We start from the raw sequence: 14325 nt of genomic DNA, 5'->3' as shown, positions 1-14325 counted from the left end.
GCCTGCCCGTCCGGCGAGGACTCTTTAAAGCTCTTCAGCTTGGATCCGCACCGCACCTAATATTTCCTGGATCGGTGCGCGATCTTGGTAAGAAGAGCGGCCGGGAGGCCCCCAAGGAGGAGGGAAGTGCGTCGTGTTCTCCCCGCACGGCCTGCCGGAGGCAATCATGTTTTCCGGGGGGCGTCAAGCGAAGAGCGTGCTTGACGCCCCCCGGAAAACATGATTGGGCTGCGCCCAGGCCGTACGGGGAGAACACGAGGCACACGGCTGCGCTGAAGCGCCGCCGCGCGGGGCGCGGCTTTACGCGCAAAGCCTCGCGGGGCGCGGCCCTCGGGCAAGGGCCGCGGCCCCTAAGCCACCCCGATGGCGAACACGTGGAACGTGCCGCCCGAAACGGAAGAGGGCAGTGTCACCGAGCGCACCGGTTTGGGCTGCAAGGCAATGGGCGCGGTGGCGAAGACGAACACCTTGATCTGCTGCGGGGTTCCGCTGGGGCTGTTGCGGTACGGGGTGGTGGCCACGATGCGGTTGTCGAACGACGGCGGGGTGGAGGGGTTGCCGCCCAGCGCCCAGTCCGACAGGCCGACGTCGGCCGTCTGCGTGGTCCCGTCCTCGTAGGTGACGGTGAGCGTGCCGGACGCCCGGCCGCTCGCCCCGCTGCCCAGCAGGCCGAGCCTGGTGCCCGTGGCGTTCACCGTGACGGTCTGCCCGGACGCCGTGACGTTGTCCGCCTCGCCCACCGGTGAAGTCGGCCAGGTGTAGGCGATGCCGTCCCGGGTGACCGTGGCGCCGGGGCTCAACCCCTGCTCCCCCAACGCCTTGCGCGAGTAGCTCCACCCCTGGCCGTCGAAGTTGCCGACGGCCTGGTCGTCGTCCGGTGACGTGCCGATGTTGTCGAACGCCGCCCGCAGGCTGCCCGGGTCGGCCACCAGCACCGAGATCGTGCTGCGCTGCCCGTTGGAGAACGCGAGCGGGATGCGGTGGGTCCGCTCGGCGGCGTCGGCGGCGACCGCGATCGTCACCGGTTGGCCCGCCTTGTCCCCCGGCGGGAGGGCGACCTCGCCGCGGGCCGGGGTGACCGCGATCCCCGCGGGCGGCTCGGCGCTCCAGGACACCTTGCCGCCCTTGCCGGAGAAGTCCTGCGCGCCGACGGTCACCGCGCCGGAGCCGCCGGCGGGCAGCACCAGCCGGCCGGGCTCGACGAAGCCCTGCTGGGCGGTCTCGCCGTCGCGGAACGACGGCGGCGCGTCGGCCGGACCGGTGCCCCAGGCCGTCGGCTCCGCGGTCAGCCCGAACTCGACCGTGCCGCCGCCCGTCGCGAACGACTCCGGCAGCCACGTGCGGGTCTGCGCGCGGCCGTTGAGCTTCAGGGACGCGACGTGCTCGCCCGTGCCGGAGGTCTTGATGACGATGGGCCCGCCGTTGGGCCGGGTGATGGTGACCTCCTCGAACAGCGGGCTGTTGACCACGAGTTCGGCGCGGCCGGGGATCGCCGGGTACATGCCGAGCGCGGCCCACACGTACCAGGACGACATCTGGCCCAGGTCGTCGTTGCCCATCAGGCCGTCCGGCCCGGGGCCGAACAGCTCGTCCACCGCCTGGCGCACCACGGCCTGCGCCCGGCTCGGCGCGCCGGCCCAGTTGTACAGCCACGGCGTGTGCATGACCGGCTCGTTGCCGAGGAACGCGTACGGCTCGTCGGGGCCGGCGTTGAGCTTGGTGAAGAAGTGGTCCAGCCGGTCGCGGACCTTCGCGTCGCCGCCCATCGCGGTGAACAGCCCGCGCGCGTTGTAGGGCACCATCCACGTGTACTGGGCGGCGTTGCCCTCCACCCAGTTGTCCGGGTTGCCGGGCGTGAACGGCTCCACGTACGACCCGTCCCGGTTGCGCGGTTGGGTGTAGGAGGTGGCCGGGTTGAACACGTTCTGCCAGTACTGGGCGCGTTCCATGAACGCCCGCCAGGTCGCGCCGTCGCCGAGGCGGCGGGCCAGCTCGGCGATGGCGAAGTCCGCGGTGGTGTACTCCAGCGTGGTCGCGGGCGCTCCCCACACCCCCCGCGCGCCGACCGGGACGTAGCCCAGCTCCTGGTACTCCTCGAGACCCGGCCGCTCCTGGTAGCCCTGGGTCGGCTGGGTCGCGCCGCGCAGCATCAGCAGCAGGGCCCTGCCCGCGTCGAAGTCCTTGGCCCCGAAGGCGTACGCGCTGGAGACCATCACGTGGTACGGGTCGCCGACCATCACGCCCGTGTAGCCGTTGGCCACCGTCCACCGGTCCCACGAGCCGCCCTGCTCGGCGAAGGCCATCATGGAGCGGACCATGTCCGCCGATTCCGCCGGGGCCAGCAGGGACAGCAGCTGCATCTCCGAGCGGTAGACGTCCCAGCCGGAGAAGTTCGTGTAGACCGCGTGGCCCCGGTCGGCCGTGTGGACGCGGCCGTCGAAGCCGGGGTAGCGGCCGTCGGCGTCGGAGAAGACGTTGGGCTGCAACAGGGAGTGGTACAGGGCGGTGTAGAACGTGGTGCGCTGCGCGTCGGTGCCCCCGGTGACCCGGACCTGGCCGAGCCGGTCGTTCCACGCCGCGCGCGCCGCCGCGCGGACCGCGTCGAACGACCTGCCGGTGTTCTCCGCCCGGAGGTTCCCGCGGGCGCCGTCGACCGAGACGAACGACAGGCCCACGCGCACCGTCACGTCCGGGTCGTCGAAGGTGACCCAGCCGCCGCTGCCGGGACCGGACACCGTGGTGTCGCGGGCGGCGACCTCGCGCGGCGCGGTCTGCGCGGCGAGGGTCTTGGGCGCGTCACCGGTCTCCCGGCGGGGCGAGCCGCCGCGCTCGCTGGTCCGGCCGGGCGTGACCGCGCCGTCCTTCCACGTGCCGACGGACGCGAACGGCTGGTCGAAGTGCGCGTGGAAGTAGACGCGGTAGCGGTGGTCCGCGCCGCAGAACCGGCCGCTGGTGGCCCAGCCGCTGATGGTGTCGGCGCCGATGGTCACCTCGGCATCGTCGGTGCCCGACACCGAGCCGGAGGTGTTGACCAGCAGCGTGGAGGTGGCCCCGCCGGGGTAGGCGAAGCGGCCGATGCCGGTCCGCTGGGTCACGCTCAGCTCGACGTGCGCGCCGTTGTCCAGCTCGACCCCGTAGTAGCCGGGCGAGGCGGACTCGGCGGAGTGCGCGAAGGTCGACACGTAGCGGCTCGGGTCGGCGGCGGGCGAGGTGGTCACCTCGCCGACGAACGGCATGATCGGGATGTCCTGGTAGGTCGAGCAGCCCGCGCCGGACAGGTGCGTGAGGCTGAAGCCCTTGATGCGGTTGTCGTCGTAGGAGTAGCCGCCGTGCTGGCGGGTCACCGTGTCCGGGCTCCACTGCACCATGCCGAACGGCACGTCCGCGCCCGGGAAGGTGTTGCCCGCGCCGCCGCCGGTGCCGTGGTCGGGGCCACCCGGCCGGGTGCCGACGAACGGGTTGACCCACCGCGCGAGGTCCTCCACCTGCGCCTGGGCGACCACCGGTTGGACCGACGCGGACGCGACGACCGCCGCGACCACCAGTGCTGTCCTCACGAGCCCTCCTCGGGTGACAACGCTGTCCACCACTTCTGGTGATTGCATACTTGCGGAGAGTGCTCGGGGCGCGTCAAGGCCGTGTCCGGGTGTTGTCCGGTTCGGGACAGGCCGGATCATTGACATCACCGGGGAGCGGGTGTGTGATTCGGCGACTATGACAACGTTGTCCCCGAACGGCGCCACCGGCGTCCGCAAGGTGCGACGCGCCACGATGAACGACGTGGCGCGGTTGGCGGGTGTCAGCATCAAGACCGTCTCGCGCGTGGTGAACGACGAGGCGGGAGTGCACCCGGCGACCGCCGAGCGGGTGCTCTCGGCGATCGACCAGCTCGGCTTCCGGCGCAACCTCAGCGCGCGCAACCTGCGCCGCGGGTCGTCCACCGGCGCGGTCGGGCTGGTGCTGGAGGACGTGGCCAACCCGTTCTACTCCGGCGTGACGCGCGCGGTGGAGGAGGTCTCCCGGCCGCGCGGCAGGCTGGTGATCACCGGCTCGTCGGACGAGGACCCGGCCAGGGAGCGGGAGCTGGCGCTGGAGTTCTGCTCGCGGCGGGTCGACGGGCTGCTCATCGTGCCCGCCGGGCTCCAGCACGGCTACCTGCTGCCGGAGATGCGCGCGGGCACGCCGGTCGTGTTCCTGGACCGCCCGGCGGGTGACGTCGTGGCGGACACCGTGCTGGTGGACGACATCGGTGGCACGATCGAGGCCGTGCTGCACCTGGCGTCGTTCGGGCACCGCCGGATCGCGTTCCTCGGCGACGCGCCGGGCATCTTCACCGCCAACGAGCGCCTGCGCGGCTACCGCGAGGGCTGCGCCCGGGCGGGCCTGGGGTTCGACGGGTCGCTGGTCGCCATGGGCCCGCACGACGGGGCCTCGGTGCGGGCGGCGCTGCGCCGGCTGGCCGACGCGCCCGACCCGGCGACGGCGGTGGTCACCGGCAACAACCGGATCACCGTGCACGCCCTGCGCGCCCTGGCCGGCTCGGCGACCAGGCCGGCGCTGGTGGGCTTCGACGACTTCGAGCTGGCCGACCTGCTCTCGCCGCCGGTCAGCGTGATCGCGCACGACGCGAGCGCGCTCGGGAAGGCCGCGGCGGACCTGCTGTACGCCCGGCTGGACGGCGACGGCTCGCCGCCGCGCCGCGTGGTGCTGCCGGTGCGGCTGGTGGCCCGCGGGTCGGGGGAGGTCCGCGCATGAGCACCCCGCCGGTCGCGCTGGCGGCCAACCAGCCCGAGCAGTTCTACCGGGGCGGCGCGGCGATCGCGGCGCTGCGCGGCGACCCCGCGGCGGACGCGGGGCCGGAGGACTGGGTGGCGTCGACCACCACCCTGTTCGGGCAGGACCGGGCGGGCCTGACCAGGCTGCCCGACGGGCGGTGGCTGCGGGACGCGGTGCGCGCGGACCCGGTGGCGTGGCTGGGGCCCGAGCACGTGGCGGCGTTCGGCGCGGACACCGCGCTGCTGGTGAAGCTGCTCGACGCGGGCCGGCGGCTGCCGGTGCACTGCCACCCGTCGAACGCGTTCGCCGCCGAGCACCTGGCCTGCCGGCACGGCAAGACCGAGGCGTGGGTGGTGATCGGCGCGAACGGCCCGCAACCGCTGGTGCACCTCGGTTTCCGCCGGGACGTGCCCGCCTCGGCGCTGGCCGGCTGGGTGGCCGCGCAGGACTCCCGGGCCATGCTCGACGCGCTCAACCCGGTGGCGGTCGGACCCGGCGACACCGTCCTGGTGCCCGCCGGCGTGCCGCACTCGATCGGCGAGGGCGTGTTCGTCGTCGAGGTGCAGCAGCCCACCGACTTCTCCGTCACGCTGGAGTGGCGCGGTTTCCTGGCCGACCCGGACGCGTGGCACCTCGGCCTGGGCGACGCGGCGCTGGGGTGCGTCGACCGGCGGGCCCCGCGCGTCGAGGACCTGGTGTCCCGCACCGGTTCGCGCGTGGCCCCGTCGGTGGACCTGTTGCCCCCCGAGGCCGATCCGTTCTTCCGCGCGGACCGCCTGCACGTGTCGGGCAGGGCCGCGCTGGAGCCGTCGTTCGCGGTGCTGGTGGTGCTGGGGGGCTCCGGCGCGCTGGGTCCCCTGCCGCTGCGCGGGGGCAGCACGGTCGTCGTGCCGCACGCGGCGGGCGAGGCCGTGCTGACCGGCGACCTGGTCGTGGTCCGATGCCGCCCGCCGCTGCCGCCCCACCCCGGGAGCTGACGTGGCCGACCCCCTGCTGGACGCCCGCGACCTGGTCAAGCGCTACGGCGGCGTGGAAGCGCTGCGGGGCGCCTCGTTCACCGCGCACGCGGGCGAGGTGGTGGCGCTGATCGGGGACAACGGCGCGGGCAAGTCGACGCTGGTGAAGTGCCTGTCCGGCGCGGAGCAGCCGGACTCGGGCACGATCGCCCTCGACGGCCGGGAGATCACCCTGCCCTCGCCCACCGCGGCGCGGTCGCTGGGCATCGAGACGGTGTACCAGGACCTGGCCGTCGCACCGGACCTCGGCCCGGCGGCGAACCTGTTCCTGGGCCGCGAGCTGCGCAAGCCGGGCCTGCTGGGGTGGCTCGGCGTGCTGGACGAGAAGGAGATGCGCCGCCGGGCCGCCGAGTCGTTCCGCGAGCTGGGCGTCGCGCTGCAGAGCGTGGACGTGCCGATCGGCTCGCTGTCGGGCGGGCAGCGGCAGAGCGTCGCCGTGGCGCGCAGCGTGGTGTGGGCGGGCAGGCTGGTCTTCATGGACGAGCCGACCGCCGCGCTCGGCGTGGTGCAGCGGGGCCGGGTCCTCGACGTGGTCCGGCGGGTGCGGGACCGGGGCGTGGCGGTCGTGCTGATCAGCCACAACATGCCCGAGGTGCTGGCCGTGTCGGACCGGGTGGAGGTGCTGCGCCTGGGCAGGCGGGTGGCGCGGTTCCGGGCCGCCGGCACGACGGTGGAGGAGTTGGTCGGCGCGATGACCGGCGCCCTGTCGCAGGAGGACGCATGAGCCCCGACGGCGGCCGGCGCACGTGGGCGCAGCGCCTGCTCGGCGCGAACACGCTGTGGATCGGGCTGGCCCTGCTGGTGATCGTCGCGGTGTTCGGCGCGCTGCGGCCGGACGCGGTGCTGACGGTGTTCACCCTCCAGTCGCTGCTGGTGGAGACCTCGGTGCTGCTGGTGCTGTCGGTGGGCATGACCTACGTGGTCGTCACCTCCGGCATCGACCTGTCGGTGGGCTCGGTGCTGGTGTTCTCCAGCGTCACGTCGGCGACGGCCATGAACGCGCTCAACGCCGGCGACGCGACCCGCGCGGGCTGGGGCACCGTGCTGGTGGGCCTGGCGGTGGCGCTGGCCAGCGGCGCGGCGTGGGGCCTGCTCAACGGCCTGCTGGTGGCGCGGGCGGGCCTGCCGCCGCTGATCGTGACCCTCGGCTCGTTCGGCGCGGCGCTGGGCGCGGGGCAGCTGATCTCCAACGGCTCCAACGTCAGCCGGGTGCCCGACGCGCTGACCGACGGCCTGGGCTCGGGGACCTGGTTCGACCTGCCCAACATGGTGATCCTGGCGGGCGCGGTCACGGCGCTGGGCGCGCTGGTGCTGGCCACCACGCGGTTCGGCCGCCACACCTACGCGATCGGCTCCGACGAGGAGGCCGCGCGCCGGGCGGGCATCCCGGTGACCCGGCACCTGGCGGGGGTCTACCTGCTGGCGGGCGTGCTGGCCGGGCTGGCGGGGTTCATGTCGCTGGCCTACTTCCGGGTCGCGTCGATCACCGGGCACGAGACGGACAACCTCGACGCCATCGCGGCCGTGGTGCTCGGCGGCACCAGCCTGTTCGGCGGCTCGGGCTCGGTCGTCGGCACGGTGCTGGGGGTGTTCATCCCCGCCGTGCTCCAGAAGGGGTTCGTGATCGTCGGGGTGAACGTCTACTGGCAGCCCGTCGCGGTGGGGGCGGTGCTGGTCGCGGCGGTGTGGTTCGACCAATCACGGCGGAGGGCGCGCAACCGGCGCTAGGGGAGAGGTGCGGGAGACATGTCGACGAGGACAGCGGCCCTGCTCGGGGCGGCCCTGCTGCTGACGGCGTGCGGTGGGGGCGGGCGGATCGGGGACGCCGGCGACGCCGGCGACGGCAAGAGGATGGTGCTGATCCCGGGCGTCTCGGCGGAGCCGTTCTACATCTCGATGGAGTGCGCCTTCCGCGAGGCGGCGCAGGCCCGGGGCTACGCGGTGGACGTGCAGGCGCCCGCCAAGTTCGACTCCACCCTCCAGACGCCGATCGTGAGCGGGGTGCTGGCGAACCGGCCGGGCGCGGTGCTCATCGCGCCGACCGACGACAAGGCCATGGCCGGGCCGATGAGGCAGCTCAAGGACGCCGGCGTCAAGGTCGTGGAGGTGGACACCAGGCTGGAGGACACCTCGATCGCGGTGTCCACCGTCTCGTCGGACAACGAGCAGGGCGGGCAGCTGGCCGCCCGGACGATGGCGAAGCTGGTCGGCGACAAGCCGGGGTCGGTGCTGGTGCTCAACACCAAGGCCGGCACGTCCACCACCGACGCCCGCGCCAAGGGCTTCGAGGACGAGATCGGGAAGTACCCGAACCTGCGGTACGTCGGCCAGCAGTACACCGACAACGAGCCGGACCAGGCGGTGTCCAAGCTCACCGCGACGCTGGCCGCCCACCCCGACCTGGTCGGCGTGTTCGCCACGAACCTGAACACCGGCGAGGGCGCGTCGACCGGCCTGCGCAACGCGGGCAGGACCGGCGTGGTCAACCTCGTCGGCTTCGACGCGAGCCCCAAGCAGGTGGAGGACCTGAGGGCGGGCGCGGTGCAGGCCCTGATCGCCCAGGACCCGGCGACCATCGGCCGGACCGGCGTCGAGCAGGCGGTCGCGGCGCTGGAGGGCGGCGAGGTCCGGCGCGAGGTCGAGACCGACCTCGTCGCGCTCACCCGGGCCGACATGGACGCCAACGAGGAGTACTTCTACAAGCAGGGGTGCTGACCCGGCCGGGCGCCCGGACCGGGCGCCCGGCTCAGGCGTCCAGGTACTTGTTGGCCAGCTCGGAGTACTCCTTCTCCAGGTCGTCGGCCAGGTACGCGACGTAGGCCCACGGCACGTCGTGCACGTGGTCGCGCATCCCGAGCAGGTGCCGGCGGGCCCGGGGCGCGTCGTCGGCCAGCGCGAAGGCCGCCGCGAACAGGTTGTGCGCCTGGAGCGACCTGGGGTGCGGGCGCGACGGCGCGGCGGCCCACTTGTCCGCCGCCGGCGCGATCTCCTCGCGCACGCGGCCGAAGTAGCGCAGCTTGAGCGTGGCGATCTTCAGCGCGCTGCGCGCCTGCACGGCGTCCTCGAACTGCTCCAGGAAGACCTCGAAGTGCGCCAGGGGCAGCATCGCCACCACCGGGTCGCCCGGCGGGGCCGCGTCCACGCTGCCGTGCGCGAAGGCCATCATCTCCTCGGCGGAGCCGCCCCACTTGGCGGCGAGGATCTGCAACCGCGTCCAGTGCGCGGGGTACAGCGTCGGGCAGCGGGCCGCGATCTCCCGCCACACCTCGTCCTTCTGGTCCCGGTCGACCTGCAGGCCCAGGCCCGCGGTCTGCAGCTGCGCCCACGGCACCGCGTCGCCGGGCAGCAGCTTCGCGGCCTCGTGCAGCGGCCCGACGGCCTTGCGCAACGTGGCGAAGAACACCTTGAACCGGTCCTTGCCGACGCTGTCCGCCCGGCCCGACCCGCGGATCGCCCAAGCCTCCCGGATGAACGCCGTGCCCGCCAGCAGCCACAGGTCCGGGTCGGTGTTGTTCTTCGCCAGCTCCAGCAGCTCGTCCGCGTGGCCGATGGCGTGCTCGCCGAGCACCTCGACCCGCAGCGCGCGCACCTCGGGCTCGTCGCGGCACTCGGCCAGCACGGTCGTCGCCGCCCGCAGGTGCCCGGCGTCCATCTCCTCCGCCGCGATGTCCAGGATCGCGTCGTCGTAGGTGTGGTCGCGCACCACCTCACGGGCCACCGCGGCAGGCCGCTTCCTCCGGAAAATCCCCACCCCGTCGACCTTACTTTCCCGGACCCCCGACCGGCGTAGTGCTTTCGTAGACCCGAACACCACTCTTTGTGCGGTTGTCCCCCACCCCGCGTCACCGATGAGGTGATGGCACGACTGGAGGGGGAATCCATGCGAACACTGGCAGCAGCCGTGACCGCCGCCCTGCTGGCGGCGACGCTCCCGGCGACCGCGCAGGCACAGGACCGGGTCGGGGCGCCGGCGAGCCCGCACTTCGCGCAGACGATCACGTGGGGCCCGTGCACGGACATCGACGCGCCCGCCCTGGAGTGCGGCACGTACACCGCGCCGCAGGACTGGCGCGCGCCGCGCAACGGCAAGGACATCACCATCGCCGTCAGCCGCCTCAAGCCCAGGAGCGGCCAGGCCAGGGGCAGCGTCCTGACCAACCCGGGCGGTCCCGGCGGCCCCGGCAGGCTCCTGCCGACCGCCTACCTGGGCCGCTCGAAGCTGGTGGACAACTTCGAGATCATCGGCGTCGACCCGCGCGGCACCGGGGCCAGCACCAACGTCACCTGCGCGAACTTCGACTTCCTGACCGTCGCGGACCCGCGCGACCGCAGCCGCGCCAACGTCGGGCTGCTCTACGACGCCGCCGAGTTCCAGGCGTCGGCCTGCCAGCGGCGCAGCGGCGAGTTCGGCCGGGTGGTCAACACCGAGCAGACGGTCAAGGACTTCGACCTGCTGCGCCACCTGCTGGGCCGCGAGAAGGTCAGCTGGATCGGCTACTCCGGCGGCACGTGGCTGGGCGCCTACTACGCCACCTACTTCCCGAACCGGGTCGACAAGTTCGTGCTCGACTCCAACGCCGAGTTCACCACGACGTTCCAGGACGTCTTCGACGAGTTCGGCCGCGGCTTCGAGCGCCGCTTCCGGGTCGACTTCCTGCCCTGGGTCGCGAAGCACGACAGCGTCTACCACCTGGGCACCACGGCCGAGCAGGTGCGGCAGCGCTACGAGCAGGCCCGCGCCGCGCTGGCGAAGAACCCGATCGCGCTGCCGGACGGCACGCTCTTCGACGGCGTGCTGCTGGACCTGGTCCTGATGCAGGGGCAGTACAGCAAGCAGCTGTTCCCGACGGTCGCGCAGACCTTCTCGCAGGTCGCGCAGACCACCTCGGGCGCGGTCGCGGCGGCGGCCCTCGACGTGCGCTACCCGGACGCGCCCACCGCGACCCTGTACTCGATCACGTGCAACGACACGCAGTTCCGGGGCGGTCGCGAGCGGCTGGCCCGGGAGGCCGAGCGGCTGGGCCGGCAGTACCCGCTGATGGGCTACTACCAGCTCCTGGCCCCGTGCGCGTTCTGGGACCGCCCGCCGCTGCACCTGAAGACCCCGACCGGCAAGGGCGTCCCGCCGGTGCTGATGGTGCAGTCGGTCCGCGACCCGGCCACCCCGGTGGAGGGCGCGCGGCGAGCCCACGAGCAGTTCGCCGGCTCCCGCCTGCTCACCGTCACCGACGAGGGCGACCACGGCATCTACGGCTTCGGCAACGCCTGCGTGGACGACCTGGTGGAGTCCTTCATCGTCGACGGCGTGGTCCCGGCCCGGGACGTCACCTGCCCCGGCACGCCGCTGCCCGACCCGACGACCGCGCCGCCCGCGCGGCCGTCCCTGGTCCAGGGCTGGTTCTGACCCGCCCCGCGGCCCGGCTCCCGCCCCCCGGGGGGCGGGGGCCGGGCCGCGGGCTAGCCGCCGAACGCGCCGCTCTGGCGGCGGCGGGCCGCGTACACCCCCGCCTCGGTCCGGCGGCCGAAGCCCAGCTTGTGCAGCAGCGACGAGACGTAGTTCTTCACCGTCTTCTCCGCCAGGAACAGGCGCTGGGCGATCTGCCGGTTGGTCAGCCCCTCGGCGATCAGGTCCAGGATCCGCCGCTCCTGCGGGCTCAGCGCCGCGTAGCGGGGGTCCTCGACCGGCCCGCCGCGCAGGCGCTGCAGCACGGTCGCGGTGACGCCCGAGTGCAGCAGCGAACCGCCCGCCGCCAGGGTCCGGATCGCCGAGACGAGGTCGATGCCGGAGACCTGCTTGAGCATGTACCCGGCCGCGCCCGCCATGATCGCGCCGAACAGCGCCTCGTCGTCCGAGTACGACGTCAGCATCAGGCAGGCGGGCGGCGGTTGGGCGGTGGAGCGGATCTCCCGGCAGACCGTCACGCCGTCGCCGTCGGGCAGGCGCACGTCGATCACGGCCACGTCGGGCCGGTGCTCGGCCGCCGCCGCCACGGCCGCCGCCGCGCTCTCCGCCTCGCCGACGACCTCGATGTCCGGTTCCACCGCGAGCAGTTGGTTCAAGCCGCGCCGCACGATCTCGTGATCGTCGACGAGCAGCACCGAGATGGCCATCGTCCTCTCCCTACCCCGACACCAGCGGGACGGACCACGTCACCGTGACGCCCTTGCCCGCTTCCGAGCGCACGTCGCAGGCGCCGCCCCACCGGGCGGCGCGCGCGGCCATGTTCACCAGCCCGCCGGTGTGCCGCACGCGCCCGTCGGGCAGGCCGTCGCCGTCGTCGGACACCACCAGCGCCACCTCGCCCGCCTCCACGTCCAGCGCCACCCGCACCCGCACCGTCCGCGCCGAGGCGTGCCGGGCCGCGTTGGCCAGGGCCTCGCGCAGCGTGGCCAGCAGGTCGGGGCGCACGTGGTCGGGCACCAGCGAGTCCACCGGGCCGTCGGTGCTCAACGCGGGCTCGAAGCCGAGCAGGCGGCTGGAGTCCTGCACGACCCGCAGCAGCTGGGCGCGCAGGCTCGCCGAGCCCGCCGCCGGCTCCTGGAGGGAGAAGATCGTCCGGCGGATCTCGTGGATCGTCTGGTCGACCTCGTGCACGAAGCCCGCCAGCCGCTGCACCACCACGGGCTGCTCCACCAGGGCGTTGAGGCTCTGCAGCTCCAGCCCCAGGCCGAACAGCCGCTGCACCACCAGGTCGTGCAGGTCGCGGGCGATCCGGTCGCGGTCCTCCAGCACGGCCAGCCGGCGACCCGCCCCGGTGGCGCGGGTGAACTCCAGGATCAGCGCCGCCTGCCGGGCGAAGGACTCCACCAGCGCCACGTCGGAGGCGTCGAACGGGTGGTGGTCGCGCGCGCGGGCGACCACCAGCACGCCCAGGACCCGCTCGCCGGCCGCCAGCGGCACGACCACCACCGGCCCGATGCGGTCGAAGTGGCCGGGCAGCCCGTCGAGCACCTTCGTCCGGCCGGTGGCGTAGACCTCGCGGCTCGCGCTGCCCTCGCGCGAGACGGTGAACCCGCGCAGCTCGCCGTCCATCACGCGGACCGCCAGCTCGCCCTGCGCGTCGGGCAGCGCCACCACCGCGTTCACGCCGTCGGCCGCCAGCCGCGCCCGCACCGCCACCAGCCGCAGCGCGTCCCGGTCGGGGGTGCCGGTCAGCAGCGCGTTCGTCACCTCGTTGGACGCGCGCAGCCACACCTCGCGCTGCCGCGACTGCTCGTAGAGGCGGGCGTTCTCGATCGCGATGCCGGCCGCCGCCGCCACGGCGGTCACCACCTCGCGGTCAGCGGGGGTGAAGTCCTCGCCGTCGTCCTTGTCGGTGAGGTAGAGGTTGCCGAACACCTCGCCCCGCACGTGCACCGGCACGCCCAGGAAGCCCGGCGCGGACGGGTCGAACGCGGCGCCGGTGAAGTCGGTGTGGCTGCGCTCGTCGCCGTAGGTGAACTCCAGCAGCTGCCGGTTGGGCCCCACCACGGCCAGCGCCCCGTACCGCGCGCCGACCAGGGTGCAGGAGGACTCCACGATGCGGCGCAGCACGTCGGGCAGGGACAGGTCGCTGGCCAGCGACACGACCGCGCCCAGCAGCCGGTGCATCCGCTCCTGGAAGCCGATCGCCTCGGCGGTCCGGTCGGTGAGCTGGCGCAGCAGGCCGTCCAGGCGCGCCGCGCTCGAGTCCGGGGAACCTGGCAACCGCCCCACCCCTCCGCCGCGGGAGTCCCCGAGGGTATCGCCTCCGGTCACGGGATGCGACGGCCCGTCAGCACCTCCAGCGCGACGACCAGGTAGCGGTCCTGCCCGCGGACGCCGCGCGTGGGCAGCGGCAGGTCCCGCAGCCGGGACAGCCCGGCCTCGTCGTCGACCTCGGTGACGTGCCCGACGGCCATCACCGACCAGCCGGTGGACAGGTCGGGCCGGATGTCGTCGATCTGGAAGGCCACGATCGTGTCCCGCGCGACGAGCGTCAGGCTGCCGTCGGGCACCCTGAGCACGACCGACTCGCCGTCCAGCGCGTACACGACCGGGTGAACGACCGGCAGCGCCCGGTCGGTGAAGACCAGCCGGCCGACCGCCGTCGCGCCCAGCAGTCCCAGGCACTCCTCGCGGGAGAGGACTTGGAGCCCAACCGAGTCGTACATCGCACCTCTTATCCCCCGATTGCCGGACCAAATCGTTCTGCCGGGGCGATCGCCCTGCCTAGAGGCGGAAGTCCCGGCTTCGGTGACTCACCTGGACGGGGATTTCCGTGCACCGCGCCCGGACCTCCGGGGCCCGCGCCGGGGTGGGGCGGGCCGGCGCGGTGGAGGGCCGATCGACGCGCTCGGCCGCCGGGTCCGACCGCGGCGCCGCCCGCGACGTGGCCCGCGGGACGTCCCACCGCGCGCCGGGCGGCTCGGGCACGAGCGCGCGGGCCGGGGCTTTCTCCCGGTCACCGCCGCGAGCGCCCGACACCGGTGGGCACCCGACACCCGTGGGCACCGCGCCGATGACCGGCGCGATCACCACGCCGACCGGCACGCCGACCGCGTGCGCCGGGAC

The 14325-nt window shown here is 73.8% G+C and carries 11 protein-coding genes; 6 read left to right on the top strand and 5 right to left on the bottom strand.

Annotation, left to right across the window (positions count from 1 at the left end; translation table 11 throughout):
• Positions 1-350: 350 nt before the first annotated feature.
• A complete protein-coding gene (locus JOE68_RS20280) occupies positions 351-3557 on the bottom strand; it encodes a GH92 family glycosyl hydrolase (protein WP_307819777.1) in 3207 nt (1068 codons plus the stop codon).
• 214 nt (positions 3558-3771) lie between these two features.
• Here JOE68_RS20280 and JOE68_RS20275 point away from each other — a divergent pair, with 214 nt between their 5' ends.
• Genes JOE68_RS20275 through JOE68_RS20255 form a run of 5 tightly spaced genes read left to right on the top strand, consistent with a single transcriptional unit; the run spans position 3772 to position 8507 of the window.
• Positions 3772-4755, top strand: a complete 984-nt coding sequence (locus JOE68_RS20275) for a LacI family DNA-binding transcriptional regulator (protein WP_204846198.1) — start codon at positions 3772-3774, stop codon at positions 4753-4755.
• Positions 4752-5753, top strand: coding sequence for a class I mannose-6-phosphate isomerase (locus JOE68_RS20270; protein ID WP_204843871.1), 1002 nt, complete (start codon positions 4752-4754; stop codon positions 5751-5753). Before JOE68_RS20275 ends, JOE68_RS20270 begins: the two co-directional genes overlap by 4 nt.
• A gap of 1 nt (position 5754) precedes the next feature.
• Positions 5755-6516: an ATP-binding cassette domain-containing protein gene (locus JOE68_RS20265; protein WP_204843870.1), complete on the top strand. Its 762-nt coding sequence runs from the start codon at positions 5755-5757 to the stop codon at positions 6514-6516.
• Positions 6513-7520, top strand: coding sequence for an ABC transporter permease (locus JOE68_RS20260; protein WP_204843869.1), 1008 nt, complete (start codon positions 6513-6515; stop codon positions 7518-7520). Before JOE68_RS20265 ends, JOE68_RS20260 begins: the two co-directional genes overlap by 4 nt.
• Positions 7521-7538: 18 nt before the next feature.
• On the top strand, positions 7539-8507 hold the full coding sequence (locus tag JOE68_RS20255) for an ABC transporter substrate-binding protein (RefSeq protein ID WP_204843868.1): 969 nt from the start codon (positions 7539-7541) through the stop codon (positions 8505-8507).
• A 31-nt stretch (positions 8508-8538) separates the two neighbouring features.
• Here the strand turns inward: JOE68_RS20255 and JOE68_RS20250 are convergent, their stop codons facing one another.
• A complete protein-coding gene (locus JOE68_RS20250; protein ID WP_307819776.1) occupies positions 8539-9510 on the bottom strand; it encodes a hypothetical protein in 972 nt (323 codons plus the stop codon).
• Positions 9511-9672: 162 nt separating this feature from the next.
• Here JOE68_RS20250 and JOE68_RS20245 point away from each other — a divergent pair, with 162 nt between their 5' ends.
• Complete coding sequence (locus JOE68_RS20245; protein WP_204843867.1) at positions 9673-11196, top strand: alpha/beta hydrolase; 1524 nt, start codon at positions 9673-9675, stop codon at positions 11194-11196.
• A 53-nt stretch (positions 11197-11249) separates the two neighbouring features.
• Here JOE68_RS20245 and JOE68_RS20240 read toward each other — a convergent pair whose 3' ends face one another.
• The 3 genes from JOE68_RS20240 to JOE68_RS20230 are packed head-to-tail and all read right to left on the bottom strand — an operon-like array spanning position 11250 to position 13925.
• A complete protein-coding gene (locus JOE68_RS20240) occupies positions 11250-11903 on the bottom strand; it encodes a response regulator (RefSeq protein ID WP_204843866.1) in 654 nt (217 codons plus the stop codon).
• Between the two features lie 10 nt (positions 11904-11913).
• Complete coding sequence (locus JOE68_RS20235; protein ID WP_307819775.1) at positions 11914-13488, bottom strand: GAF domain-containing protein; 1575 nt, start codon at positions 13486-13488, stop codon at positions 11914-11916.
• Between the two features lie 38 nt (positions 13489-13526).
• Positions 13527-13925, bottom strand: a complete 399-nt coding sequence (locus tag JOE68_RS20230) for a pyridoxamine 5'-phosphate oxidase family protein (protein WP_204843864.1) — start codon at positions 13923-13925, stop codon at positions 13527-13529.
• Positions 13926-14325: the final 400 nt, after the last annotated feature.

Origin of the sequence: Saccharothrix algeriensis (genome assembly GCF_016907655.1) — a bacterium.
Lineage (GTDB): Bacteria > Actinomycetota > Actinomycetes > Mycobacteriales > Pseudonocardiaceae > Actinosynnema > Actinosynnema algeriense.
The sequence above is the reverse complement of the archived record's forward strand: the minus strand, read 5'-3'. Positions and strand labels throughout refer to the sequence as shown.